We start from the raw sequence: 23,953 nt of genomic DNA on the forward strand, positions 1-23,953 counted from the left end.
GGTGCAAACGGGGAAGACGTCCCCGGTTATTTCGGCGGGCCGTGTGAGCTGGGTCACGGGTGCGCCGGGAGGGCGTCCTCAATCGCCGGCCCCGGCATTTACGCCCGTACGGCGATCGAAAACCCCACGATCGGCGCACCCAGCGAGCGCCGACACGCCGACCGTCGCAGGGTGAGCGGACCGAGAGCAGTCAGCAGGACGACTGCCGCTGACCCGAAGGCGGCCGATGAAGAACACCCGTCGGATACGCGGAACCGCAGGTCACGGCCGCCACAGACCGCGTCGGCTCGGCACACTCGCCGCCGTCGGCTCACTGACCCTCGCCGCCCTCGCCACCGCCAGCGCCACCCTCCCGCTGCCCATCCGCGCCTCCGCCGGCCCCGCGTCCAGCGCACACGACTCGACGCTCGCCCCGTGCCGTATCGCCCCCGCCGCGGGCGTCCAGATGTCCGAGGGTGTGCCCACCCCCGCCGGCTACACCCGCTCAACCGGCACCGTGCGCGCGCTCAACCTGATGGTCGACTTCTCCGACGCGCCGGGTCCCGGCCGCGCCGCCGACCGGCTCGGTGAGTTCTTCCCGCAGACCTCGCAGTGGTTCCGCACCAGCTCCTACGGACGGCTCGACTACCGGCCCGAGGCCCCCCTGAAGGACTGGCTGCGGATGCCGCTGCCGTTCGCCGACTACGGGATAGAGCGCGGCGCCCCCTACGAACCCGGCTACCGGCGACTCGTCCAGGACATCGTGACGGCGGCCGACCCCGAGGTGGACTTCAGCGAGTACGACCTGGTCAACATCCTCGTCACGCCCAACGCGGGGCCCTCGGCCCTGGACACCGTCCTGTCCGTGACGTTCTCCGGGAACGGCGAGGCCCCGAAGGCCGACGGTGTCCCGCTCTCCAACACCTCGTTCGTCTACAGCAGACAGGACGACGGCTCGGGGTCGTACTCACGCACCGGCTACCGCGTCCTGCCGCACGAGAACGGCCATGTCTTCGGCCTCCCCGACCTCTACACGACGGACGGCGGCGGCACGGTCGGGCACTGGGACATCATGTCCGAGGACTGGGGGGCCAACAACGATCTGCTGGGCTGGCACAAGTGGAAGCTCGGCTGGCTCGACAACGCCCAGGTCAGCTGCGCTTCCGTGCCCGGCGAGAGCGAGCACGACCTCACTCCGCTGGCCACCGGGGGCGGCCGGAAACTGGCGTTCGTCCCCGTCTCCGACGAGGCCGGTTTCGCCGTCGAGGTCCGCACCCGCGCGGGCAACGACGAGGCCGTGTGCAAACCCGGTGTGCTGATCTACCGGGTCGAGACCGACGTCGACACCGGACGCGGTCCGGTGACCGTCTCCGACAGCGAGGAGCGCAGCGGCGGCTGTACGCGGCGGCCCAACGTGCACGCGGAGCTGTCCGACGCGCCGTACGGGCCCGGAGAGACGTTCCGGGACCGGGACAGCGGCGTCGGCATAGCGGTGCTCGGCACCGACGGCGACGGCGGCTACCGGGTCCGCGTCACCCGGCCCTGAACCAGCCGTCGGGCGTGAACGCCGCGGCCGTGGCCTCCTCGTCCCGCCAGTAGGCGTACGGCAGCGACTGACCCCGCAGCCACAGCTCGCCGGTCTCCTCCGACACGCGCGACTCGACGGCGGGCGTCCCGGCGGCCGTGTCCGCCGGCCCCCGCCGGGGCCGTTCCGCCCGCACCGGCGCGTCCAGCACGAGCGCGCCGCCCGCCGCCATGGCCCCGTACACGTCGAGGAGCGCGGCGGGACCGGAGAAGGGACCCGTCAGCGGTGTGACGGGGGCCGGGCCGAGGCCCGGCAGCCCGCCGCGTCCCAGCGCGTCGGCCGCCGCGCGGAAACGGGCGTCCATCGCGGCCCCCGCCTGCGCCAGCTGTGTGGCGACGGCGCCCCGGAGCGGGCCGGCCGCGGACGCGTAGTCGATCGTGGCGTCGTCCTCGGCGCGGATCTCGATGTCGGGCGGGGCCGCGTACGGATCGGGGGCCGGCAGGTCCTCGTACCGCTCGGCGGGCCCGGCCGGGGCACCCGCCGCCCCGGGTCGGCGGGACCCCCCGGACCCGAAGACCACCGTCCGCTCCCCCGTCCGCCCCGCGACGGCGGGCAGCCGCTCGTCGTCCACGAGCAGCAGGCGGGGGGCGCAGTGGTCCAGTACGCGGGCGATCCCGTCCGCGCTCCACGCGGCGTCGAGCGGCACGGTGACCAGCCCGGCGAGCTGCGTGGCCCAGAAGGCGGTCTGCCATTCGGGGCGGTCGCCCATCAGGACGGCCGCGCGGTCGCCCGGCCGCAGGCCGTAGGTGTCCACGAAGCGGTTGGCCAGCGCGGTCGCGGCGGCGAAGAAGTCGCCGTACGCGAGCAGGACGGTCCCGTCGCCGCCGACGAGGAAGGGCCGCTCCCCGTACGCCCATGTCGTCTCCACGAACTCCCGCAGCGTGCGCGGCCCGTCCGCGTACATGAGCGAGCCGTTCTCGGCGCGTACGACCTCGAAAGGCGCACCCGGGGCGGTCAGGGCGGCGGTGTGCGGCACGTACGTCTCGCTTTCTTCGTACTCTCGGGTGGAGTCCACCGAGCGAGGAGCTCCTGTTGCACAACTTGTACGTCAAGGTCTGCGGTCTGCGGAAGCCCGCCGAGGTCGAGGCCGCCGTGGCCGGCGGGGCCTCCGCCGTCGGGTTCATCCTGACGACGAGCCCCCGCCGGCTCTCGCCCGCCGCGGCCCGCCCGCTGGCCGCGCTCGTACCGCCCGGTGTCGCCAGGGTCGCGGTCTTCCGCGGCGAGTCCCTGGACGAGGTGCGCCGGGCGGCGGCCGAGGCGGGCGCGGACACCGTCCAGCTGCACGGCGGCGAGCCGCCCGAGGCGTTCGCCGCGCTGCGCGCCGACGGGTACCGCCTCATCCGCGCCACCTCGCCGGAGTCGGGCGATCCGCTGGCCGCGGGCGCGTACGGCGAGGACATGCTCATCATCGACTCGCCGCGGCCGGGCTCCGGCGAACGCTGGTCCCCCGACTCGCTGCCGGAGCAGCCGACGGGCACGTGGGTGCTGTCGGGCGGGCTCTCCCCGGACAACGTGGTGGACGCCGTGACGGCGCTGCGGCCGTGGGGCGTGGACGTGTCGAGCGGGGTGGAGAGCAGCCGGGGTGTGAAGGACGTGGGCCTGATCGGGAAGTTCCTGGGGGCGGCGGGCGCGTTCCGCGACTGAGCGCCGCGCGGCGCCGTACGGGGCGTCCGCGCCGGGCGTCCGCGGCCGGACGGGTGCCGACCGGATCGCGCCCGCCGGACGTGAGCCGGCGAACATGTGGCGTGGAACTCGGCGTGACCGGGCGCGACGGGGGAATCCGGGACAAGGTACCGACCCGACCCGAGAGGGGTGTCCCCTTGTCCCGCCCGCCACAGAGATCTGTCCTGCCCGCGCCGCGGATCGGTGAGCCGACGACGCCGGAGTCCATGACGACCGAGAAGATCCTGCGCATACGACGGCGCCTGGAGCGGCTGATCGGTATCGCCATGACCGAGGGCAACGCGCTCGTCCCGCTGCGGAACGGTGACGAGATCTTCTCGTCGATGCTGGAGAGCATCCGTGGCGCCGAGCACACCGTCGACATGATGACCTTCGTCTACTGGCGCGGTGACATCGCCCACGAGTTCGCGCGGGCGCTGAGCGAGCGGGCCCGTGCCGGGGTGCGGGTGCGGCTGCTGCTCGACGGGTTCGGCAGCCGGCTGATCGAGAAGGACCAGCTGGCGGAGATGGAGCGGGCCGGGGTGCAGGTGGCCTGGTTCCGCAAGCCGCTGTACCTCTCGCCGCTGAAGCAGAACCACCGCTGCCACCGCAAGGTGCTCGTCGTGGACGAGACGACCGCCTTCACGGGCGGCGTGGGCATCGCCGAGGAGTGGTGCGGCGACGCGCGGAACGAGAACGAGTGGCGCGACACGCACGTACGGGTCCGGGGGGCCGCGGTGGACGGGATCGCCGCCGCGTTCACCCAGAACTGGGCGGAGTGCCACGACGAGATGTTCGACGAGCGGGACCGGTTCGTCGCGCAGGACGCGCAGGGCGACGCGATCGTCCAGGTGGTGCGCGGGTCGGCCAGCTTCGGCTGGCAGGACATGCAGACCCTGATCCGGGTCATGCTGGAGTCGGCGGAGGAGCGGGTACGGCTGGCCACGGCGTACTTCGCGCCGGACGAGTACTTCGTCGAGCTGCTGTGCGCGACGGCCCGGCGCGGGGTGTCGGTGGAGATCCTGCTGCCGGGGCCGCACACGGACAAGCGGGTCTGTCTGCTCGCGGGCCAGCGGTACTACGAGCAGCTGACGGCGTGCGGCGTGAAGATCCACCAGTACCAACCGACGATGATGCACGCGAAGGTCATCACCGTCGACTCGGTCGCCTCGCTGATCGGGTCCACGAACTTCAACCGGCGTTCGCTGGACCACGACGAGGAGGTCATGCTCGCCGTGCTGGACCCGGCCTTCACCGCCACCCTCGACGAGCACTTCGAGGAGGATCTGACGCTGAGCGAGCCGATCTGCCCGCGCCGCTGGAAGCGGCGCGGCCTGGTGCGGCGGGCCCAGGAGGCGGCCGTGGTCCCGATCCGCCGCTATCTGTGACCGGTGCCGCGGCCGTCCGGCGACCGGTGCCGGCCGGTCAGCCCTCCGGCTTCCGGTAGTGCTCCGGCCGCGTGAACGGCGGGTGGTCGCCGGGGCCGGCAGGGCGCGACGCGAGCGGGGTCGGGGACAAGACGGTGCTCTCCTCCCCCTCTTCGAGCAGGGTGTCGGCCGGACCGACGATGAGCGGGTCGGGTTCACCCACGGCCGACTCGTCCTTCAGGTCGTAGTCCACCCGCCACAGCAGGCTGCGCATGGCCTCCAGCCGGCCGCGCTTCTTGTCGTTGTTCTTGACCACGGTCCAGGGCGCGTACGCGGTGTCGGTGGCCCGGAACATGTCGACCTTCGCGGCGGTGTACGCGTCCCAGAGGTCGAGCGACGCGACGTCGGTGGGCGAGAGCTTCCACTGCCGTACGGGATCGATCTGCCGTTTCGCGAACCGGGTGCGCTGCTCGTCGTGCGAGACCGAGAACCAGAACTTGACCAGCAGGATGCCGTCGTCGGTGAGCATCCGCTCGAACTGGGGCGCCTGGTGGAGGAAGTGCTCGTACTGGGCCGGGGTGCAGAAGCCCATCACGCGCTCGACACCGGCCCGGTTGTACCAGGAGCGGTCGAAGAAGACGATCTCCCCGGCGGAGGGCAGGTGCGCGACGTACCGCTGGAAGTACCACTGCCCCGCTTCCCGCTCCGTGGGCTTCTCCAGGGCCACGACGCGGGCGCCACGCGGGTTGAGCCGCTCGGTGAACCGCTGGATGGTGCCGCCCTTGCCCGCCGCGTCCCGGCCCTCGCAGACCACGACCACCCGCTGCCCGGTGTCCTTCACCCAGCGCTGCAACTTGAGCAGCTCGATCTGGAGCGTGCGCTTGGTCCGCTCGTACTCGCGGCGGCGCATCTTCTCGTCGTACGGGTAGTTCTGCCGCCATGTCCGCACGGGGCGGCCCGACTTGTCGAGCAGGACGGGCTGCTGGGGATTCCGGTCGTCGACCGTCAGACCGTCGAGGAGTGCCTTCCCGGCGTCCTCAGCCTGCGACATACGGCTGCCTTCCCCGGTAAGGGGTGGCGCCGGGGTCGGCTTCCTCCTCCTCGTCGAGCGGGGGGAGTTCGATCGTGTACTGCGCCTCCAGGAAGAGGCCGCTGTGCTGCGGACGCGCGACGGAAGCGTCCGCGGTCGGCAGAGGCGCGGTGCGGACGATACGACGCTGAGAGCTCTGCATCCAGGACCATCCAGGGAAAGGGTGTCGCACGGGGCCGCGCGGCCATTGCCGGGCGACGGTGTCATCCTCGCACAGGGCTCGTTCCCGGGGAGCGAGCCGAAAGGCCCGGTGGGGCACCGTGACCGGCGGTGCGGGCCGCTCGCCGGTCCGTCCACCCCCGGCCCGGCGGAATCAGCCGGACGCGCCGGGTCAGTCCGCGGGCCGGCCGGGGTCGAAGCGGCCGAGCACCCGGTCCACCAACTGGCCCGCCGCCCCCGTGTAGTGGGCCGGGTCCGACAGCTTGCGCAGCTCGTCGGGCGAGCGGCGGCCGGCCAGTTCGGGGGCTTCGGCCAGGACGTCCGCGAGATGCCTGCCGGAGGTCGCCGCCTCCGCCGACGCGCGGCTGACCAGTGTCTTCGCCTCGGTCCTGCCGAGTTCCACGGAGAGCAGGGCCGCGAGCCGTTCGGAGACGACCAGACCGCCCGTCAGGTCCAGGTTGGCCAGCATCCTGTCCCCGTGGACGGTGAGACCCTCCGTCAGCTCCGCGGCGGTGTGCGCCGCGCCGCCCGCCAGGCGCAGACAGTCGCGCAGCGGCAGCCATTCGGCGTGCCAGGCGCCGGAGGGCCGCTCGTCGTCGTGGACCGACACCTGCATGAGGGTGCCGACGAGGGAGGGCACCTGGTACGAGGCCGCGCGGATCAGCGCCGAGAGCGCCGGGTTGCGCTTGTGCGGCATGGCGGAGGAGGTGCCCCGGCCCTCGGCGGCCGGTTCCGCCAGCTCGCCCGTCTCGGTGCGGGACAGCAGCTGGACGTCCGCCGCGATACCGCCGAGCGCGCCGGTCAGCAGGGCGAGCGCCGCGCCGAGGTCGGCGAGGGGGGTGCGGACGGTGTGCCAGGGCACGAGCGGTTCGGCGAGGTCCAGCTCCGCGGCGAGCGCGGCGGGCAGTTCCCCGATGTAGCGCTTCCCGCCGTCGTCGGCGGCGTCCGGTGCGTGCAGGAGCGCGTACTCCAGATATCCCGCCATCGTGCCCGCCGCGCCGCCGAGTTGGACCGGCAGCCCCTGTGCGCGGACCCGGCGCAGCCGGTCCCGCGCGTCCAGCACGCCCTGGAGCCAGCCGGCCGCCTTGAGGCCGAACGTGGTCGGGACGGCGTGCTGGCCGAGGGTGCGGGCGGCCATGGGGGTGTCGCGGTGCCGGGCGGCGAGCCGGGCCAGCGCGGCGGCGGTCCGGTCCAGGTCGGCGAGTACGAGGTCCAGGGTGCGCGCGGCGACCAGCATGAGGCCGGTGTCGAGGATGTCCTGACTGGTGGAGCCCTGGTGGACGCTGTGGGCGGCGTCGGCGTCACCGGCGGCGACCAGCGCGGTCAGCCGCCGGACGAGGGGGACGACCGGGTTGGCGGCGCCGCGCGCCTGGACCGCCAGCTCGGCCAGCTCGAAGTGTTCGGCCCGCGCCGCCTCGCCGATGGCGCGGGCGGCGGACTCGGGTACGGTGCCGAGCCGGGCCTGCACTCGCGCCAGGGCCGCCTCGGTGTCGAGCATGGCCTGGAGGCACGCGGTGTCGCTCGTGGCTGCCTCGGCCGGGGTGCCCGACCGGACGGGTGAGAAAAGCCCGGTGTCGGCGGTGGGCTGACTGTGCGTCATGTCTGAGTCCTCGTCAACTCGCTTCGTGCGGCGATGTTCTCAGGTGGTTCTGGACTTCTGGTGGTCCGTCACCGGAGGACGGGGCGGACCCGCGGGCAGGGCCAGGACGGCCAGCGCGATCGCGTCGGAGTCGCCCAGGGTCACCGAGTTGACGCCGGGGCGGACCCCGGCGGCGGTGGCCCAGTGGACGGCCTCGGTCGGCACACCGTAGGCGAAGCGCCGGGGGTGGGCGCGGCCTTCGGCGTCCACCAGCCGGTAGGGCCGGGGCGTGACGGCCAGGCCGCCGGTCTCGTACGCGCCGAGTTCCGGGTCGGCTATCGCGTAGGGGCGGCACTGCCCCGTGGCCAGCAGGTCCGTCAGCAGCGGGTCGGTCGTCCGGCGCAGATCGGGCTCGGGCAGCCGGGCCTCGACCAGGGTGGTGACGCAGGTCGCGGAGCCGGGCACGGCGGGTGCGTCGACGGTGAAGACGCCCCGGTCCGGGTCGGTGCCGACGCGCATGCCGGGGCCCAGGACGTCCAGCACCCCGGCCTCGACGAGGGCGATCATCTGCTCGATCCGGCCGGCCGGCGGGCCGATGGAGAGGAAGGCGTTGAGCGGGGTGTACCAGCGCTCCAGGTCGTCGCGGTGCGAGCGGCCGGTGAGTCCGCCGTGGTCGACGACCAGGCGGATCTCGTTGCGCAGGTCCCGCAGTACGTCGAGGGCGGACTTCAGCGGGCCCTCGACGTTGCCCGCCTCGGACTCGGCGAGGTCCCGGCGCAGGATGTCCAGCAGCCAGTCGCGGTGGTCCCCGGCGCTCCGGAAGCCGCGGTCGGCGTGGGGCAGGGAGAGGTGTTTCCAGTCCCAGTGGGCCTCGGGACCGATGCCGTACGCGTCGAGCAGGTCGGACTCCTCGGCCGATCCCCAGGCGGGCCCCAGATACCGGTCGCCGAACCGGGCGGCCTCCCGCTCGCCGACGCGCGGGACGAGCAGCGCCGTGTAGTAGACGGTCTCGACCTCCTTGGCGATCAGCGGCCACAGGTCGCGGCCGAAGTCGAGGCCGCCGCCGAGCCGGGCGGCGGTGCGCAGCCGCTCCAGCACCTCCGGGGTCAGCACGCGCGGGATGTGGCGGCCGTGCGCGCCCTTCTGGTTGCGGCCCCGTGAGTGGTACGGGATGCCGCGCCGGGAGGCGGCGTACAGGCGCGGTTCGCGTCCGGACGGGGCGTAGACGAGCCGGCCGTCCTCGCGGGTGTACGTACCGCCCCGGCCGAGCGTGAACAGCGTCAGGTGGTCGAAGAAGTTGAGCCCGAGTCCGCGCAGGGCGACGGCCTCGCCGGGCCGGACGGCGGACAGGTCGACGTCGGCGGGGTTGGCGGGCGGGACGTACGTCAGCCGGTGGGTGCGCGCGAAGTCGGCGAGTACGCGCTCGCCGGGGCCGCCCCGGACGGGAAGGTGGCCCTGGGCCAGGACGACCGCGTCCAGGCCGTCGAGGCGGGAGCCGTCGGCGAGGTGCACCGCCTGCGGCCCCTCGGGACCGCCGTCCAGCCGGACCGCCCGCGACGGGTGGGCGACGACGCGGACGTGCGCGGGCGCGGTGCGTACGACGTGCCGGAAGACCCACTCCAGGTAGTGGCCGTAGAAGGCGCGGGTCGGGTAGGAGTCCGGGGTGAGGTCGCGGGCCTCGGCGCGCACCTGGTCGTCGTACGCCTCGCCGGTGCCCTCCTGCGGCGCCGCCGCCGTCCGGACCGCCCAGTCGTACAGGCTGGGGCCGGGGGCGAGTTCGCCGTCGATCTCCACGCTCTCGTCGGTGAACAGCGTGACCTGTGAGGCCACGGTGTTCATCAGCAGGTGGTGGGACTGGTCGGTGCGCCACACCCCGCCCGCGCCGGGACGGTGCGGGTCCACGAGGTGCACCGTGAGGGTGGCGCCGTCCGGCAGGCTCCGGCGCGCGTTGACGCAGAGCCGTTCCAGCACCGAGAGCCCGCGGGGGCCGGCGCCGACGATGCAGACCTCCAGATGTCCGTCACTCACGTGTGTGTCTCCGTCTCCCGTTGGACGGCCTGGATAGCGGCCGGTCTCTCGCTCGCCTGGTCACCGCTCGGAGGAGTGCAGGAAAAGAGGGCTTTCAGAGGACCTCGACGGTGGGACCGGTCTCCAGCCGGTGCCGGCAGTCGAGGACGAAGTCCGAGGCGCGGGCGACGAGTTCGTAGTCGAAGGTGTCGTGGTCGGTCAGCAGCACCACGGCGTCGGCCGCCGCCAGCTCCTCCTCGGTGAACTCGCAGCGGGTCAGCCTGCTGTTCACGGTGACCGCCTCGACCACGTACGGGTCGGCCGCCCGTACTTCGGCGCCGAGACCGAGCAGCAGCTCCGCCACCCGCAGCGCGGGCGACTCGCGGGCGTCGCCGGTGTTCGGCTTGTACGCGAGGCCGAGCAGCAGGACCCGGGAGCCGGCCAGCGGCCGGCGGCGGGCGTTGAAGGCGAGCAGCAGCCGCTGGACCACGTGGTCGGGCATGTGTCCGTTGATCTCGTTGGCGAGTTCGACGAACTGGAAGCTGCGGCCGAGCGTGCGCCTGACCCGCCAGGACAGGTACTCGGGGTCGACCGGCAGACAGTGTCCGCCGACGCCGGGGCCGGGGGTGAAGCGCATGAAGCCGAAGGGTTTGGAGGCCGCGGCGTCCAGCGCCTCCCAGACGTCCACGCCGAGTTCGTGCGCGTACATCGCCATCTCGTTGACCAGGGCGATGTTGACGTGCCTGAAGGTGTTCTCGATCAGCTTCGACAGCTCGGCGACCTCGGTGGTGCGTACCGGCACGGTGGTGCTGGTGATCGTGTCGTAGAAGGTCTGTACGGCGGTGAGCGAGGCCGGGTCGATGCCGGAGACCACCTTGGGCGTGTTCTCCAGGCGCCAGGTGGGGTTGCCGGGGTCGATGCGCTCGGGGCTGTAGCCGAGGTGGAAGTCCTGGCCGGCGACGAGGCCCGAGCCCTCCTCCAGCAGGGGGACGAGCAGTTCGACGGTGGTGCCGGGGTAGGTGGTCGACTCCAGGACCACGGTCGCGCCGGGGCGCAGCCGGCCCGCGAGGGTGTGGGCGGCCGACTCGATGTACGAGAGGTCGGGGGCGCCGTCCCGCAGCGGGGTGGGCACGGTGACGACGGCGATGTCGAAGCCGTCGAGGTCGTGGGGGTCGGTGGTGGGCAGATAGGTGCCCTGGTCGAGCAGGACGGCGAGCTGCGCGTCGGGGATGTCCTCGACGTAGGACTCGCCGCTGACGAGCCGTTTGACGCGGTCGGTGTCCACGTCGTAGCCGACCACTTGGTGGCCCGCCTGCGCGGCCCGGACGGCCAGTGGCAGGCCCACGTACCCCTGCCCGACAACGACGACCTTGCTTTTCACGGTTGCTCCCGTCGGAGAAGATTGGCCAGTTGGTCAGGGTCGGGCGACGGCGGCCGGGCGAAGCGGCCGGCCGCCGCGCATGGGGGCCGCGCCGGTGATCAGTCGAAGAAGGCGCAGACCACGTCGGCCGTACGCTCGACCTGACTGTCCGTCAGATTCAGGTGGAGCGGCAGCGCGAGATGGCGCGCGCTCGCCAGTTCCGTACCGGGACGCCGTCCGTCCGCGCCCTCCCCCGCGTAGGCGGCGAAGGCGGACAGCCTCGGCAGCGGCACCGGGTAGTACACGCGGCTGCCGATGCCGTGCGCGGCCAGGTGCGCCGCCAGCGAGTCCCGGCAGATGGTCTGTACGGCGTAGACGTAGTGGCACTGGCCGTCGGCGCCGGTGGTGGGGGCGAGCAGACCGCTGCCGCGCAGCGCCGCGAACCGCGAGTTGTAGTGCGCGGCGATCGCCGCGCGCCGGGCGACCATCCCGTCGGCACGGTCGAGCCGGGCGAGCTGGTAGCCGGCCATCACCTCGTCGAAGCGGCTGTTGAAACCGACCTCGTGGTGCACGAAGCGCTGCACACCGTCCTGCCCGTGGTTGCGCAACCGCCGTACGAGCGTGGCGAGTTCGATGTTGTCGGAGAGGACCACGGCGCCTTCGCCGGGCATCCCGAACGGCTTGACCGGGAAGAACGAGTAGAGGCCGATGTCCCCCCAGGTGCCGGCCACCCGGCCGCCCAGGGTGGCGCCCTGGGCCACCGCCGCGTCCTCGACGACGGCGATGCCGCGCCGCCGCGCCCAGGCCAGGATGGCGGGCATGTCGGCCATCGTGGTGAAGGTGTGGGCGGGGACGACCGCCCGGGTGCGGTCCGTCACGCGGCTCTCCGCGTCGACCGGGTCCATGACCATCGTCACCGGGTCGACGTCGGCGAACACCGGGACAGCGCCGACGCCGAGCACCGTCGCGGCCAGCGGCTCCGCGCCGAAGGCCGGCACGATCACCTCGTCGCCGGGGACGACCCCGACGGCCCGCAGGGCGAGGACGAGGGCGCCGGTGCCGCTGGCGCAGGCGACGACGTCGCGCACACCCGCGCGGTCGGCCAGCCTGCGCTCCAGTTCGGCGGTGCGGCGGCCGAGTATGAACTTCTGCTCGGGGTCCGTACCGACCTCGTACAGCACCTCGCGCAGCAGCTCACGGTCCGCGTCGGGCAGCCTCGTGTACGCGTAGGGGACGGTCTCGGTGGTCGCCGTGGCCGCGGCGACGCGGGTCGGGGCGGCCTGTACGGGCGAGGTCTCGGTGGTCATGACGTACTCCCGGTGAAGAAGGAGCGGACGGCGTCGCACACCCGGCCGAGCTGCGCGAGGGTCAGCTCCGGGTAGAGCGGCAGCGCCACGGTGCGGTGGCTGGCGGCCTCGGCGTGCGGGAAGTCGCCTTCCTGGTGGCCGAGATGGGCGAAGCACGGCTGGAGGTGCAGCGGCAGCGGGTAGTACGTCTCGGTGCCGATGCCCGCGGCGGCGAGGTGCGAGACGAGCGCGTCGCGCCGGTCGGTCTCGATGAGGTAGACGTAGAAGACCGGATCCACCGGCTCGCCGCGCTCCACGACCGCGGGCAGTCCGCGCACGCCGGGGATGCCGCGCAGCCTGCGGGTGTAGGCGTCGGCCAGCACGGCGCGGCGGCGGATGTCGTCGTCCAGCGTGGTCAGCTTGGTGAGCAGGGCCGCGGCCTGGAGCTCGTCCATCTTGCTGTTGGTGCCCGCCAGTTCGCCCTGCCGCGCGTACTCGGCGCGTGCGGCGGGGGCGGCGGCGGGCCTGCCGCCGGAGGCCGGGGGCGGCAGCGCGGGCCGGCCGTGGTCGCGCAGCCGCTGGACGGCGCCGGCGAGCGCGTCGTCGTCGGTCAGCACCATGCCGGCGTCGCCGAGCGCGCCGAGTGTCTTGGTGGGGAAGAACGAGAGCACGCCGCCCGCCCCGATCAGACCGGTGTGGCGTCCGTTCAGCCGCATCCCGATGCCCTCGGCGCTGTCCTCCAGGACGAGCAGGCCATGGCGTTCGGCGACGGCGAGGACGGCGGTCATGTCGGCGGGCTGGCAGAACAGGTGCACCGGCATGACGGCCTTGGTGCGCGGTGTGATCAGCGCTTCGAGTGCGGCCGGGTCGAGGTTGTAGGTGAGCGGATCGACGTCGGCGAAGACGGGTACGGCACCGACGAGCGCCACGGAGCTGGCCGACGCGAAGAAGCTGAAGGCCGGGACGATCACCTCGTCACCGGGGCCGATGCCCGCCGCGCGCAGCAGCAGGACCAGCGCGTCGGTACCGTTGCCGACGGCTATCGCGTGCCGGGCACCGGTGTAGGCGCGCAGCGCGGCCTCCAGCTCGGCGGTCTTCGGCCCGTTGGAGTACGTCCCCGACTCGCAGACCTCGTCGAGATACGCGCTCAGCCGGGGCCACAAACTCTCGAAGGATTCCGCCTGTGTGAAGAACGGGACGGTGCTCGCCGGAGCCGGCATCGCCTTGCTGTCCATTTCACTCCACTCGTCTCGGCGGTGCTGGGCGGAATCCACGGTTCTACCTGTCGGAACTGCGCGTCCGGAACTCCGCGGTTCTGCTCGTTACGTCCGATCGAACGTAGACCGCGCGCCGACACCCCTTCGATAGCAATGACCCGGCAATCCATTGGCAGTTGCGGGGGACAGTGCAGGCAAGAGCGTGCAGGACCCTGCCTATTACCTGGGTCCTCGCTTATTGCCGGTCGGAAAAACCTTGACTTGCCTCTTCGGTGTGGTCGACGGTGAAGCCCAATTCCACGGACCGACAGGAGTTTCCAGTCGTGACCGACATCGTGTCCGACAAGAAAGTGATCCTCGCCGAGCCACGCGGATTCTGTGCGGGGGTACGCCGGGCGATTGAAATCGTCGAGAAGGCATTGGAGGTCCACGGCGCTCCCGTCTATGTGCGAAAAGAAATCGTCCACAACCACTACGTCGTGGGAGTGCTGAAGCGGCGCGGCGCGATCTTCGTCGACTCCGAGGCGGAGGTGCCGCCCGGGTCGGTCTGTGTCTTCTCCGCGCACGGGGTGGCGCCCGAGGTCCGTGAGAACGCGAAGGCCCGGCAGCTCGACACCATCGACGCGACCTGCCCGCTGGTGTCGAAGGTCCACCAGGAGGCCCGGCGTTACGCCCGCGACGGACGCACCCTGCTGCTGGTCGGCCACGCCGACCACGAGGAGGTCGAGGGCACGTACGGCGAGGCCCCCGACCGTACGGTGATCGTGGAGAGCGAGGAGAGCGCCCGGCAGCTCGACCTGCCGAGCGACACCCCGGTCGCGGTGCTCACCCAGACGACGCTCTCGATGGACGAGACCGCTGGCATCGTCGCGGTGCTCAACGAGCGCTTCGACGATCTGCGGAGCCCGGCCGACGGCGACATCTGCTACGCGAGCACCAACCGGCAGGTCGCGGTGAAGCAGATCGCCGCGCGCAGCGATCTCGTGCTGGTCGTCGGATCGCGCAACTCCAGCAACTCGGTACGGATGGTGGAGGTCGCCGTCCTCGAAGGGACCCCCGCCCACCTGGTGCCGGACGTCACCGAACTCGACGTGAGCTGGCTGGAGGGGGTGCGGACGATCGGCGTCAGCGCCGGCGCCAGCGCGCCCGAGCTGCTGGTCGACCAACTGCTGGAGCGGCTGGACGAGTTGGGTTACCACGACGTGGAGCTGTCCGTGACGACCAAGGAGGACATCGTCTTCCAGCTGCCGTCGGGACTCAGCCGGGCACGCCCGTCCGCCTGATCCGCCCCCGATCCGTCCCCTCCGACAGGAGCCGTACGGCCCGCACGGCTCGTGTGCCGGAGCCGGCGCCGCGAGCCCGGAGCCCTCACGCCTCGGAGCCGTACGCCTGGGAAGTCAGGCCCGGCGCCCCCAGGACCAGATCGCCGACACGACCGCCGACACGACAGGAGAACGCTCATGACCGTCTCACCGCCCGCACCGGCCGTCGGGCACCTCGGAGGGCTCGCCGCACAGTCCCGCGCGGCCGTCCTGGACCGGACCGAGCAGCGGCTCGACGCCATGCTCGCCGAGGAGCACTCCCGCTGGGCGGCGGTCGACGCGCGCGCCGCGGTCCCCATCGACGCCATCGGCGAACTGATCCGCGCGGGCGGCAAGCGCCTGCGCCCCGCGTTCTGCGCGGCCGGGTTCCTGGCCGCGGGCGGTGAGCTGTCCGACTCGCGCGTGGTGGACGCGGCGGCGGCCATCGAGATGCTGCACGCGTTCGCGCTCATCCACGACGACGTCATCGACGACTCGGACCTGCGCCGCGGCAAGCCCACGGTCCATGTCCAGCACATCGAGCGGCACCGGGCACAGGGCTGGCAGGGCGAGGCCCGCCGGTACGGCGAGGGCATCGCCGTACTCGCCGGCGACCTGGCCTTCTCCTACGCCGGACAGCTCATCCAGGACCTGCCCGCCGAGGCCCGGCTGGTCTGGGGACGGCTCGTCAGCGAGATGATCATCGGCCAGCACCTGGACGTGACGGTCGCCGCGGAGTCGCTCCCGGACCCGAAGCTGGCCCGTTACATCGCCAACGCCAAGTCCGGTCACTACAGCATCCACCGCCCGCTGGAGCTCGGCGCGGCCATCGCGGGCGACACCACGGCCGCCGCCGCCTTCGAGGCGTACGGCACCGCGCTCGGCGAGGCGTTCCAGCTCCGCGACGACCTCATCGACACCTACGGCGACGCGGACGCGGTCGGCAAGCCGGTCGGCCTGGACGCCGAACAGCACAAGATGACGCTCCTGGTGAGCCTGGCCGCGCTGCGCGACGCGCGCGTCGGCGAGCTGGTCCAGGCCGCCGAGTGGGACGGCGCCGCCCTGGCCGAGGCGCTGACCAGCAGCGGTGTGCGCGCCGAAGTGGAGCAGCGTATCGACGAGTTGGTGGTCCAGGCACACGAGGCACTGTCGGCGGCCCCCATCAGCGAGGAGTGGAAGCGCGAACTCGCCGAGATGGCCACGTCGGTGGCCTACCGCGACCACTGAACCGGCAGCCCGTTCCCTTTCTCGCCAGACGACAGATCTCCTCGAGAGCGAAGGTCACGTCATGCTGAACACGTTCATCGTCGGCGGCGGGCGGGCCGGCCTCGGGCTGCACTGGCCGGTCCTGCGCAAGCTGCGCGCCCTGCCGGACGGAGGCGGTCCGTGGTCACCGGACCCGCCCGTGGTCTGGGACGTCCAGGACATCCGCGAACAGGCCCTGGCCGAGGGCCTGGTGCCCGCCGACTCACTGGCGCACGCCGCCGAGCTGGCGGACCCCGCCTCCACGGTCGTCCATCTGTGCACACCGCCCGCCGACCGGTTCGCCACGCTCCAGCAGCTGGCCGACCTCGGCTACACGCGGATCGTGGTCGAGAAGCCGATGGCCGACGACACCGCCGGCCTGGAGGCCATCGACATGCTGGCGCGGGTGCGCGGTCTGCGGCTGCGGGTCGTCTCGCCGTGGCTGGCCAGCTCGCTCACCGCCGAGCTGGCCGCCCTGACGCGGTACGGCGGGCTGGGCGAGCTGCGTTCGATGTCCTTCACCCAGTTCAAGCCGCGCTGGACGCGCACCCTGCGCTCCGACAACCACACCACCGCGTTCGACGTGGAGCTGCCGCACTCGCTCGGTGTCGCCCTGCGGCTCGCGGGGGACGCGCGGATCACCGACGCGGCCATGACGGACATGCGGATCGGCGACCGGGTCATCCCCGGCATGGGCGGCGCCCGGCTGACGCTCCAGCACGACAACGGCGCCACCACGGAGATCGCCTCCGACCTCACCTCCCCGATCCGCGAGCGCCGGGTCGGGCTGCGGTTCGACACCGGCCATGTCGTCGGCCACTACCCGATCAGCGATGTGGACCACCACGCCAGCCTGACCGTCCACGACGACGCGGGCGGCGGTGCCGCGGCCCGCCGGCTCCTCTTCGACGACGCGCTGACCAGCTACATCGACCACGCCTACCGGGAGTACCAGGCGGTCGACGCGGGCGGCGACGGCTCCTCGGGCGACGGCGGCCCGAACGACCTGAACGACCTGAACGACTACGCGATCGCCCGCCGGGTGGTCCAACTGCTCCAGGAGGCGAAGCTGTTGGCTGCCGCACAGAGTGCGCGCGGGGATTCGGCCACGCCCGTACGTCCCCCGCTGACCGGTGTCTCCCCCGCGCTCCGGGGAGGTGCCGACCATGAGGGCTGACATCCGTCTGAGCGGCATCGGCGACGAGGCCGCCCCGGGGCTCGACCGGCAGATCGAGGCGGTACGGCGGCTCGGCTGGGACAGCGTGGAGCTGCGCTCGGTCGACGGGATCCCCCTCGCCGAACTCGACGGCCCGGCCTTCGACCGGGTGACCGGGGCGCTCGCCGACGCCGGGCTCGGGGTCTCCTGCGTCGACTCCCGGATCGGCAACTGGGCGCGTACGGTCGTCTCCCCGTTCACCGACGACCTCGACGAGCTGACGCGGCTGGCCGAGCGCTGCGAGCGCCTCGGCACCCGTTTCGTACGGATCATGTCCTACCCCAACGCCGGTCTGCCGGAGGCCGACTGGGAGCGGGAGGTGCTCGACCGGATACGCCGGCTCACCGCGCGCGCCGAGAAGGCGGGACTGGTGCTGGTGCACGAGAACTGCGCCGGCTGGGCCGCCACCGACCCGGCGCGCATGCTCCGTCTGCTGGAGGCCGCCGACAGCCCCGCGCTGCGGCTGCTGTTCGACGTCGGCAACGGCATCGCGTACGGCTACGAGGCGTACGACCACCTCGCGCACATCGCGCCGTACGTCGCGCACGTGCATGTGAAGGACGGCACGGGCGACACGAGCGCGCAGTTCTACTCGCTGCCCGGCGACGGCGACTGCCGGGTCGCGGACTCGCTGCGGCTGCTGTTCGACCAGGGCTACTCCGGCACCGTCTCGATCGAGCCGCACATCAACATCCGCCCGCACGAGGGCTGGTCGGACCCGTCGGGGGACTACGTGGAGGAGTTCGTGGCGTACGGGCAGCGGCTCGAAAAGCTCGTGCGCGAGCTGGGTCCGGCCACGGACAGCACTATCTGACAGATCGTCAGTACAGAGAGAGGGGGGACTCCGCATGACCTACGACCAGCGTCCGGCCTACGACCTGCCGACCCGGCGCATCAGTCCGGGCGACGCCGCCGGACTGACCGAGTCCGACCGGGAGCTGCTCCTGCACCTCCTCGCCCTGCGCACCGCCGGACCGCTGGAGACCGGCGGCGGGGAGCCGGTGGAGCTGTGGGAGGCGCAGAGCGCGTACGCGGAGGCGGCGGCCCGGCTCGGCTTCCGGGTCGTCCACCACGCCCCCGCCGGACCCGACGCCGTCACCGGCTCGGACGTGCCGCGGGCGGTGGGCCAGGCGGCCGCCACCATGCCCGGATTCCTGGACTGCCAGCCCAACATGGTCCTGCGTCTGGGGCCCGAACTCCCGCGCGCCGCCACGGTGATGTTCAACGTGCACATGGACACCGTCGCGGGCGGCGGCCCGGTCTCCTTCAGCGGTTCGCGGTTCCACGGCCGGGGCTCCATCGACGCCAAGGGCCCCGCCGTCGGACTCCTGGCGGGGCTGCGGTCCGCACTCGCCGCCTCCCCCGCGCTCGGCACCGAGGTGGGCGTGCTGATCCAGCTCGTCGCGGGCGAAGAGGGTGGCGCCATGGGGGTGTTCGGCACGAAGCCGCTGGTCGAGCAGGGGTACGTGGGGCGGCTCAACGTGTTCTGCGAGCCGACCGGTTTCCGCGTGCTGAGCAGGGCCACCGCCTCGATGACGGCGCGCCTGCGTGTCGACGGCCGCGACGGCATCGACGACGAGCCGGGCGCGGGACACAACGCGACGGTGCTGCTGGGTTATCTCGCCCAGCACCTCGCCTCGGAGCTGCCGCCGTACGCGGTCGACGGACAGGTCTGCGTCGCCGGCATGAACACCGGGACCATGCACAACAAGGTCTACGGCAAGGGTCAGTTGCTGATCAATCTGTCGTACGGCTCCCAGGACACCGGGCGCAAGCTGGAAGCCGCCCTCGACGACGTACTGCGCACCGGCGTGGAGCGCTTCCGCGAGCGCTTCGCCGACAGCCCGACCTTCGCCACCACCGCCCGCGACGCCGCGAGTGTGACCCATCTGGACTGGCTCAAGCGGGGCCTGCCCGCCCTGTACGCGGACGACGCGTGGGTCGGCGAACTGCTGCTGGACCGGGCGGGACTCGCGCCGTGGCCCGCCGAACTGCCCGCGTTCACCTGTGACGCGATCTGGCTCGCCGGCGTACCCGACACCTCGACGGTGGTCTTCGGCCCCGGCGATCTCGGCGCCAACCAGGCCCACGCGGAAGGTGAGTTCGCCGATCTGGCCGATCTCGACCGGTACGCGCGGCACATCGAGCGCCTGCTCATCTCCTTCGCACGCAATCTGCTGGACCAGGGGAACTGACCTCATGACGACGACCTCGACGACCACGAACGCTTCATCCGGTGCCGCCGGTGCTTCCGGCGCCTCCGCCGCCACGACGCCGCGCGTCGACCTGGCCGAGCTGCTGGAGTTCACCGCCGCCGTGTTCCGGCACCACGGCCTGCCCGCCGAGCGGGCCCTGACCGCCGCGCAGGCCCTGGTCCACGGCGATCTGACCGGCATCACCTCGCACGGCCTGACCAACCTCACCCGGCTCTATCTGAAGCTCTTCGCGGACGGCCGCTGCGACCCGGCCGCCGAGCACGAGGTACTGGCCGACCGCGGCGCCGCCGTCCTCGTCGACGCGCACCGCGCCCTCGGCCTCTGGTCGGCGAGCGAGGCCGTGGACCTGGCCGCCGAGCGCGCCCTCCAGTACGGCGTCGGCCTCGTCACCGTCCGCGACGCCACCCACCTCGGCTGCGCGGGCGCGCACGCCAAGCGCGCGGCGGACCGCGGGATGATCTGCCTGCTCGTCTCCAACTGCGGTCAGCAGCGCATCATCCGGCCGCCCGGCGGACAGGCCGCCCTGCTCGGCACCAACCCGCTCGCGTTCGCCGCGCCCGCCGGTGCGCGCCCGCCGCTCGTCCTCGACATGAGCACCACCGTCGTCCCGACCGGGCGCGTCCGGGGCGCCGCGCGCGCCGGACAGCCGATCCCGGAGGGCTGGCTGGAGGACAAGGACGGCCGGCCGGTCACCGACCCGCACGCGCTGGACCGGGGCGACGGCTATCTGAAGTGGCTGGGCGGCGACCCGGCCACCGGGGCGTTCAAGGGGTACGGGCTCGGCCTGCTCGTCGAGGTCCTCGGCGCGCTCCTGCCGGGCGCCGGACTCGGCCCGGCGACCGAGGCGTGGCCGGGCAGCGGCAGCCCCAGCGGCCAGGACGACAACATCGGCTTCACGGTGCTGGTCGTGGCACCCGCCGAGCTGCGCCCGCGCGAGGACTTCGAGGCGCAGACGGCCGGGATGTTCGACGCGCTGGTCGGCTCCCCCGCGGTGGACGAGGACCGCCCGGTCCGCTACCCCGGCTGGTTCGAGGCGGAGCGCGCGACGGAGCACGGCAAGAGCGGGGTCCCGCTGTCGGCGGCCCTGTTCGAGGAGATGGTCACCGTGGCGGCGGAGCGGGGCCTGACGGCGCCGAAGGCGCTCGGCGCGGGCCCGTCCCAGGACACGTAGCCCGCGAGACCCCCGCCCCCCAGCACACCCACCACCCGGACACGGCGATCGCGTCCAAGGAGGACACAGAAAATGAAACCCCTGCGGATAGGCGTGGTGGGGCTCGGGGTCATCTCCCGGTTCTACCTCGACGCCTTCCCCGGCCTGCCCACACTCGACCTGGTCGCGGTCTGCGACCTGCGCGAGGACGCGCTGGCCCCGCACCGCGCGGCGGGGCTGCCCTGCTACCCGGACCACCGGCGGATGCTGGCCGAGACCGAGCTCGACGCGATCGTCGTCAACGTCCCCAACGACGCGCACGCGGACGTCTGCCGCGACGCGCTCGAAGCGGGCGTCGCGGTCTGCGTGGAGAAGCCGCTCGCGCTGCACCTGGCCGACGGCCGCGCGCTCACCGAACTGGCCGTGAACGGCGGCTCGGTGCTGTTCACCGCCTTCCACCGCCGCTACAACGACAACGTGCTCGGCCTGCTGGGTTCGCTGCCCGAGGCGGCGGCGGTCGAGTCGGTGACCGTGCGCTATCTGGAGAAGATCGAGGAGCACGTCGGCCAGGACCGCTGGTACCTGGACCCCGAGCGCTGCGGCGGCGGCTGCGTCGCCGACAACGGCCCCAACGCCTTCGACGTCGTACGGCTGTTCCTCGGCGAGCTGACGGTCGAGTCCGCCGAGGTCGTACGCGACGCGGAGGGCGTGGACCGGCAGGCCCGGGTGGAGCTGCGCTCGGCGGGCGGGGTGCCCGCCACCGTCGAGCTGGACTGGTCGTATCCGCACGGCGAGGCGAAGGACGTGACCGTCCGGCTGAAGGACGGCACCGAGCACCACGCGGACATGCTGGCCGGGCACGACGCGTTCAAGAGCTCCCTGAAGCACGAGTACGTGGGTGTGCTCAGGGAGTTCGAGCAGGTGGTGCGCGCCGGCACGGACGCCTCGCGCGCCGGGCTCGCGATGCTGGAGCTGGTCGACGCGACGTACCGCACCGAGCGGGCCGAGGGCTCCGAACGGAACGATGAGCAGGAGCGGACGGGGGCGGCGACGTGATGAACAGGACGGCCAACGGGACACAGGTCCCCGCACTGCTGGCGCCCAGCCCGGAGAACGGCGACAAGCGCACCGTCAGGTCCGAGGTGGTCAAGGTGCTGCGGCACCGCCGCACGGACCGAGGCATGCGCCTGGAGGAGTTCGCCTCCCGCTGCGTGCGCCAGGGCGAGCTGCACGAACTGGTCACCACCGACCATCTGGAGACCGAGGCGGGCTCCCGCATCGACCGGGTCGGCTTCCTCGGATTCGTGGAGATCTCGGTGTCCGGGGTGCTGGACCGGGGCGACATCGTCCTGGTCGACGGTGAACCCATCGGCACCCTGCTGGGCTTCGACGCCTGCCACTTCCCCAATCACTACAACGTACTGATCCACACCGCCTGGACGCTCACCGGTCCCGAGGCCGGCCTGCGGCCCGGCTCGGTGATCAGCTTCCGGCCGCCGCCGCCCACGGACGGCGACCCCGGAACCGACCGGCCCTGACCGATCCGCACCACCGCCGCACGGACACGTCGGCCACGCCGGCCATCTCGGACATGGAGGGTTCAGTCATGGCACTACTCGACGAGATCGCGGCTCCCCGCGATCTCCGCGGTCTCTCGCCCGCGCAGCTCGGCCAGCTCGCCTCGGAGATCCGGGAGGTGATGATCGACGCGGTGTGCCGCTCCGGCGGACACCTCGGGCCCAACCTGGGCGTGGTCGAGCTGACCATCGCGCTGCACCGGGTCTTCGACTCGCCGCGGGACACGCTGCTCTGGGACATCGGCCACCAGACGTACGTACAGAAGCTGCTGACCGGCCGGCGCGACGGGTTCGACGGTCTGCGCAAGCGCGACGGGCTGTCCGGCTACGCCTCGCGCGCCGAGTCCGAGCACGACGTGATCGAGAACTCGCACGCGTCGACGGCGCTCAGTTACGCGGACGGCCTGGCGCGCGCCCGCGAGCTGAGCGGCGACACGGACCGCGCGGTGGTCGCGGTCATCGGCGACGGCGCCCTGACCGGCGGTCTCGCCTGGGAGGCGCTGAACAACCTGGGCGGCGCGCCCGAGCGGCCGGTGATCGTGGTCCTGAACGACAACGAGCGCTCGTACGCGCCGACGGTGGGCGGCCTGGCGGCGCACCTCGGCAAGTTGCGCTCGGCCGGGGCGGCGGAGCAGCCGTCCGACGCCCCCGGGGACGGAACCGCGTCGGCGAACGTCTTCGAGGAGTTCGGCTTCGGCTATCTCGGCCCGGTCGACGGGCACGACATCGCCGCCGTCGAGGAGACGCTCGGGCGCGCGCGGGCCCTCGGCGGTCCCGTCGTCGTCCATGTGGTGACGGAGAAGGGGCGCGGCTGGGAGACGGCCGAGACGAACGAGCTGGACCGCTGCCATGTCGTACGGGCGGCACCGGCGCCGACGCCGGCGGCCTCCGTCTCGGCCCCGGCCGTCAAGTCGCCCGCGTGGACCGCGGTGTTCTCCGAGGAGATGGTGAGGATCGGGGCCGAGCGCTCCGACGTCGTCGCGATCACGGCCGCGATGGCCGAGCCGGTCGGACTGCTGGACTTCCAGCGGGAGTTCCCCGCGCGCACGATCGACGTGGGGATCGCCGAACAGCACGGCGCGGCGGCTGCGGCCGGTCTGGCGTTCGGCGGTCTGCACCCGGTGCTGGCCATCTACGCGACGTTCGGCAACCGCATGATCGACCAGATGGTCACCGACATCGCCCTGCACTCCGCCCCGGTCACGCTGGTGATGGACCGCGCGGGCGTCACCGGTGACGACGGCGCCAGCCACAACGGCATGTGGGACCTGACGCTCTTCCAGGCCGTACCGGGCATCCGGATCGCAGCGCCGCGCGACGGCGCGACGCTGCGCGCCCTGCTCCGCGAGGCGGTCGCCTGGGAGCAGGGGCCGACGGTGCTGCGCTTCCCCAAGGGGACCACCGGCGCGGACATCCCCGCGATCGACACGACCGACGGCTTCGACGTGCTCCACAACGCGCCCGGCCGCGACGTGCTGATCGTCTCGGTGGGCCCGATGGCCCGGCTCGCGCTGGACGTCGCGGACCGGCTCGGCAAGGAGGGCGTCGGGGCGACGGTGGTCGACCCGCGCTGGGTCACCCCGGTCAACCCGACGCTGGTGGAGGCCGCCGCGTACTTCAAACACGTGATCACCATCGAGGACAGCGGACGCGTCGGCGGCGTCGGCTCCGCGTTCGGGCAGGCCCTGGCGGACGCCGGGATCGACACGCCCGTACGGAACTTCGGGCTGCCGCGCGAGTTCCTCGACCACGGGTCGCGGGCCCAGGTCCTCGACCGCTGCGGGCTGACCGCCGACGCCGTCACCGGCGCGGTGCTGACTCGGATGAACTCGGAAAGGACACTCACCTCATGACCGCCATCGCTCTCGGAATGCCGGATGTTCCGGTGAAGCTCGCCGACCGGAGGGTCAGTCGGCAGATCCAGGTCGGTTCGGTGGCTGTCGGTGGGGACGCGCCG

Annotated in this window: 20 protein-coding genes; 12 read left to right on the top strand and 8 right to left on the bottom strand. The window is 72.7% G+C overall.

Annotated features, from left to right (window positions below; all coding sequences use genetic code 11):
- Positions 1-226: 226 nt before the first annotated feature.
- A complete protein-coding gene (locus ACZ61E_RS26425; protein WP_469702360.1) occupies positions 227-1,525 on the top strand; it encodes a M6 family metalloprotease domain-containing protein in 1,299 nt (432 codons plus the stop codon).
- Here the strand turns inward: ACZ61E_RS26425 and ACZ61E_RS26430 are convergent.
- On the bottom strand, positions 1,512-2,579 hold the full coding sequence (locus ACZ61E_RS26430; protein WP_469702361.1) for an AMP-binding protein: 1,068 nt from the start codon (positions 2,577-2,579) through the stop codon (positions 1,512-1,514). The genes ACZ61E_RS26425 and ACZ61E_RS26430 overlap by 14 nt on opposite strands.
- A 17-nt stretch (positions 2,580-2,596) precedes the next feature.
- Between ACZ61E_RS26430 and ACZ61E_RS26435 the strand changes: the two genes are divergently transcribed.
- Together ACZ61E_RS26435 and ACZ61E_RS26440 are read left to right on the top strand one after the other, a co-directional pair.
- Entirely contained in the window at positions 2,597-3,208 is a 612-nt protein-coding gene (locus ACZ61E_RS26435) for a phosphoribosylanthranilate isomerase (protein WP_469702362.1), read from the top strand.
- 245 nt (positions 3,209-3,453) lie between these two features.
- A complete protein-coding gene (locus tag ACZ61E_RS26440; protein ID WP_469702363.1) occupies positions 3,454-4,614 on the top strand; it encodes a phospholipase D-like domain-containing protein in 1,161 nt (386 codons plus the stop codon).
- Positions 4,615-4,651: 37 nt separating this feature from the next.
- On the opposite strand, the gene ppk2 is transcribed toward ACZ61E_RS26440, so the two are convergent.
- From ppk2 to ACZ61E_RS26475, 7 genes are all read right to left on the bottom strand, one after another.
- Positions 4,652-5,644 carry a polyphosphate kinase 2 gene (gene ppk2 / locus ACZ61E_RS26445; RefSeq protein ID WP_469702364.1) on the bottom strand — a complete coding sequence of 331 codons (993 nt, stop codon included), beginning with the start codon at positions 5,642-5,644 and terminating at the stop codon, positions 4,652-4,654.
- Positions 5,631-5,825 (bottom strand): hypothetical protein, encoded by a 195-nt coding sequence (locus ACZ61E_RS26450; protein ID WP_469702365.1) that lies wholly within the window; start codon positions 5,823-5,825, stop codon positions 5,631-5,633. Before ACZ61E_RS26450 ends, ppk2 begins: the two co-directional genes overlap by 14 nt.
- Before the next feature lie 189 nt (positions 5,826-6,014).
- A complete protein-coding gene (locus ACZ61E_RS26455; protein ID WP_469702366.1) occupies positions 6,015-7,442 on the bottom strand; it encodes a nitrosuccinate lyase in 1,428 nt (475 codons plus the stop codon).
- 39 nt (positions 7,443-7,481) lie between these two features.
- Positions 7,482-9,449 (bottom strand): FAD/NAD(P)-binding protein, encoded by a 1,968-nt coding sequence (locus ACZ61E_RS26460; protein WP_469702367.1) that lies wholly within the window; start codon positions 9,447-9,449, stop codon positions 7,482-7,484.
- A gap of 94 nt (positions 9,450-9,543) precedes the next feature.
- Positions 9,544-10,809, bottom strand: coding sequence for a nucleotide sugar dehydrogenase (locus tag ACZ61E_RS26465; RefSeq protein WP_469702368.1), 1,266 nt, complete (start codon positions 10,807-10,809; stop codon positions 9,544-9,546).
- A 98-nt stretch (positions 10,810-10,907) separates the two neighbouring features.
- Positions 10,908-12,095 (bottom strand): DegT/DnrJ/EryC1/StrS family aminotransferase, encoded by a 1,188-nt coding sequence (locus tag ACZ61E_RS26470; RefSeq protein ID WP_469702369.1) that lies wholly within the window; start codon positions 12,093-12,095, stop codon positions 10,908-10,910.
- Positions 12,092-13,309 (bottom strand): DegT/DnrJ/EryC1/StrS family aminotransferase, encoded by a 1,218-nt coding sequence (locus tag ACZ61E_RS26475; RefSeq protein WP_469702370.1) that lies wholly within the window; start codon positions 13,307-13,309, stop codon positions 12,092-12,094. The genes ACZ61E_RS26470 and ACZ61E_RS26475 overlap by 4 nt, the downstream gene beginning before the upstream one ends.
- Before the next feature lie 305 nt (positions 13,310-13,614).
- Between ACZ61E_RS26475 and ACZ61E_RS26480 the strand changes: the two genes are divergently transcribed.
- The 9 genes from ACZ61E_RS26480 (at position 13,615) to ACZ61E_RS26520 (ending at position 23,849) form a co-directional block, all read left to right on the top strand.
- Positions 13,615-14,574 carry a 4-hydroxy-3-methylbut-2-enyl diphosphate reductase gene (locus tag ACZ61E_RS26480; RefSeq protein ID WP_469702371.1) on the top strand — a complete coding sequence of 320 codons (960 nt, stop codon included), beginning with the start codon at positions 13,615-13,617 and terminating at the stop codon, positions 14,572-14,574.
- 177 nt (positions 14,575-14,751) lie between these two features.
- Positions 14,752-15,819: a polyprenyl synthetase family protein gene (locus tag ACZ61E_RS26485; RefSeq protein WP_469702372.1), complete on the top strand. Its 1,068-nt coding sequence runs from the start codon at positions 14,752-14,754 to the stop codon at positions 15,817-15,819.
- Between the two features lie 61 nt (positions 15,820-15,880).
- Positions 15,881-17,014, top strand: coding sequence for a Gfo/Idh/MocA family oxidoreductase (locus ACZ61E_RS26490; protein ID WP_469702373.1), 1,134 nt, complete (start codon positions 15,881-15,883; stop codon positions 17,012-17,014).
- A complete protein-coding gene (locus tag ACZ61E_RS26495; protein ID WP_469702374.1) occupies positions 17,004-17,867 on the top strand; it encodes a sugar phosphate isomerase/epimerase family protein in 864 nt (287 codons plus the stop codon). The genes ACZ61E_RS26490 and ACZ61E_RS26495 overlap by 11 nt, the downstream gene beginning before the upstream one ends.
- Positions 17,868-17,901: 34 nt before the next feature.
- Complete coding sequence (locus ACZ61E_RS26500) at positions 17,902-19,248, top strand: M20/M25/M40 family metallo-hydrolase (RefSeq protein ID WP_469702375.1); 1,347 nt, start codon at positions 17,902-17,904, stop codon at positions 19,246-19,248.
- 4 nt (positions 19,249-19,252) lie between these two features.
- Complete coding sequence (locus ACZ61E_RS26505) at positions 19,253-20,440, top strand: Ldh family oxidoreductase (protein WP_469702376.1); 1,188 nt, start codon at positions 19,253-19,255, stop codon at positions 20,438-20,440.
- Positions 20,441-20,512: 72 nt separating this feature from the next.
- A complete protein-coding gene (locus ACZ61E_RS26510) occupies positions 20,513-21,475 on the top strand; it encodes a Gfo/Idh/MocA family protein (RefSeq protein WP_469702377.1) in 963 nt (320 codons plus the stop codon).
- The gene (locus ACZ61E_RS26515; RefSeq protein ID WP_469702382.1) at positions 21,475-21,957 is read left to right on the top strand and encodes a DUF6917 domain-containing protein; all 483 of its coding nucleotides are present in this window, start codon (positions 21,475-21,477) and stop codon (positions 21,955-21,957) included. The genes ACZ61E_RS26510 and ACZ61E_RS26515 overlap by 1 nt, the downstream gene beginning before the upstream one ends.
- Positions 21,958-22,025: 68 nt before the next feature.
- Positions 22,026-23,849 carry a 1-deoxy-D-xylulose-5-phosphate synthase gene (locus ACZ61E_RS26520; RefSeq protein WP_469702378.1) on the top strand — a complete coding sequence of 608 codons (1,824 nt, stop codon included), beginning with the start codon at positions 22,026-22,028 and terminating at the stop codon, positions 23,847-23,849.
- The last annotated feature ends 104 nt before the right edge of the window (positions 23,850-23,953 follow it).

This window comes from Streptomyces sp. NPDC104581 (assembly GCF_055583685.1).

Bases quoted from the DNA above. Each gene is read 5' to 3' on its own strand.
- ACZ61E_RS26425 (WP_469702360.1), top strand. From the start codon at position 227: ATGAAGAACACCCGTCGGATACGCGGAACCGCAGGTCACGGCCGCCAC.
- ACZ61E_RS26440 (WP_469702363.1), top strand. From the start codon at position 3,454: ATGACGACCGAGAAGATCCTGCGCATACGACGGCGCCTGGAGCGGCTG.
- ppk2 (WP_469702364.1), bottom strand. From the start codon at position 5,644: ATGTCGCAGGCTGAGGACGCCGGGAAGGCACTCCTCGACGGTCTGACG.
- ACZ61E_RS26450 (WP_469702365.1), bottom strand. From the start codon at position 5,825: ATGCAGAGCTCTCAGCGTCGTATCGTCCGCACCGCGCCTCTGCCGACC.
- ACZ61E_RS26455 (WP_469702366.1), bottom strand. From the start codon at position 7,442: ATGACGCACAGTCAGCCCACCGCCGACACCGGGCTTTTCTCACCCGTC.
- ACZ61E_RS26470 (WP_469702369.1), bottom strand. From the start codon at position 12,095: ATGACCACCGAGACCTCGCCCGTACAGGCCGCCCCGACCCGCGTCGCC.
- ACZ61E_RS26475 (WP_469702370.1), bottom strand. From the start codon at position 13,309: ATGGACAGCAAGGCGATGCCGGCTCCGGCGAGCACCGTCCCGTTCTTC.
- ACZ61E_RS26485 (WP_469702372.1), top strand. From the start codon at position 14,752: ATGACCGTCTCACCGCCCGCACCGGCCGTCGGGCACCTCGGAGGGCTC.
- ACZ61E_RS26490 (WP_469702373.1), top strand. From the start codon at position 15,881: ATGCTGAACACGTTCATCGTCGGCGGCGGGCGGGCCGGCCTCGGGCTG.
- ACZ61E_RS26495 (WP_469702374.1), top strand. From the start codon at position 17,004: ATGAGGGCTGACATCCGTCTGAGCGGCATCGGCGACGAGGCCGCCCCG.
- ACZ61E_RS26500 (WP_469702375.1), top strand. From the start codon at position 17,902: ATGACCTACGACCAGCGTCCGGCCTACGACCTGCCGACCCGGCGCATC.
- ACZ61E_RS26505 (WP_469702376.1), top strand. From the start codon at position 19,253: ATGACGACGACCTCGACGACCACGAACGCTTCATCCGGTGCCGCCGGT.
- ACZ61E_RS26510 (WP_469702377.1), top strand. From the start codon at position 20,513: ATGAAACCCCTGCGGATAGGCGTGGTGGGGCTCGGGGTCATCTCCCGG.
- ACZ61E_RS26515 (WP_469702382.1), top strand. From the start codon at position 21,475: ATGAACAGGACGGCCAACGGGACACAGGTCCCCGCACTGCTGGCGCCC.
- ACZ61E_RS26520 (WP_469702378.1), top strand. From the start codon at position 22,026: ATGGCACTACTCGACGAGATCGCGGCTCCCCGCGATCTCCGCGGTCTC.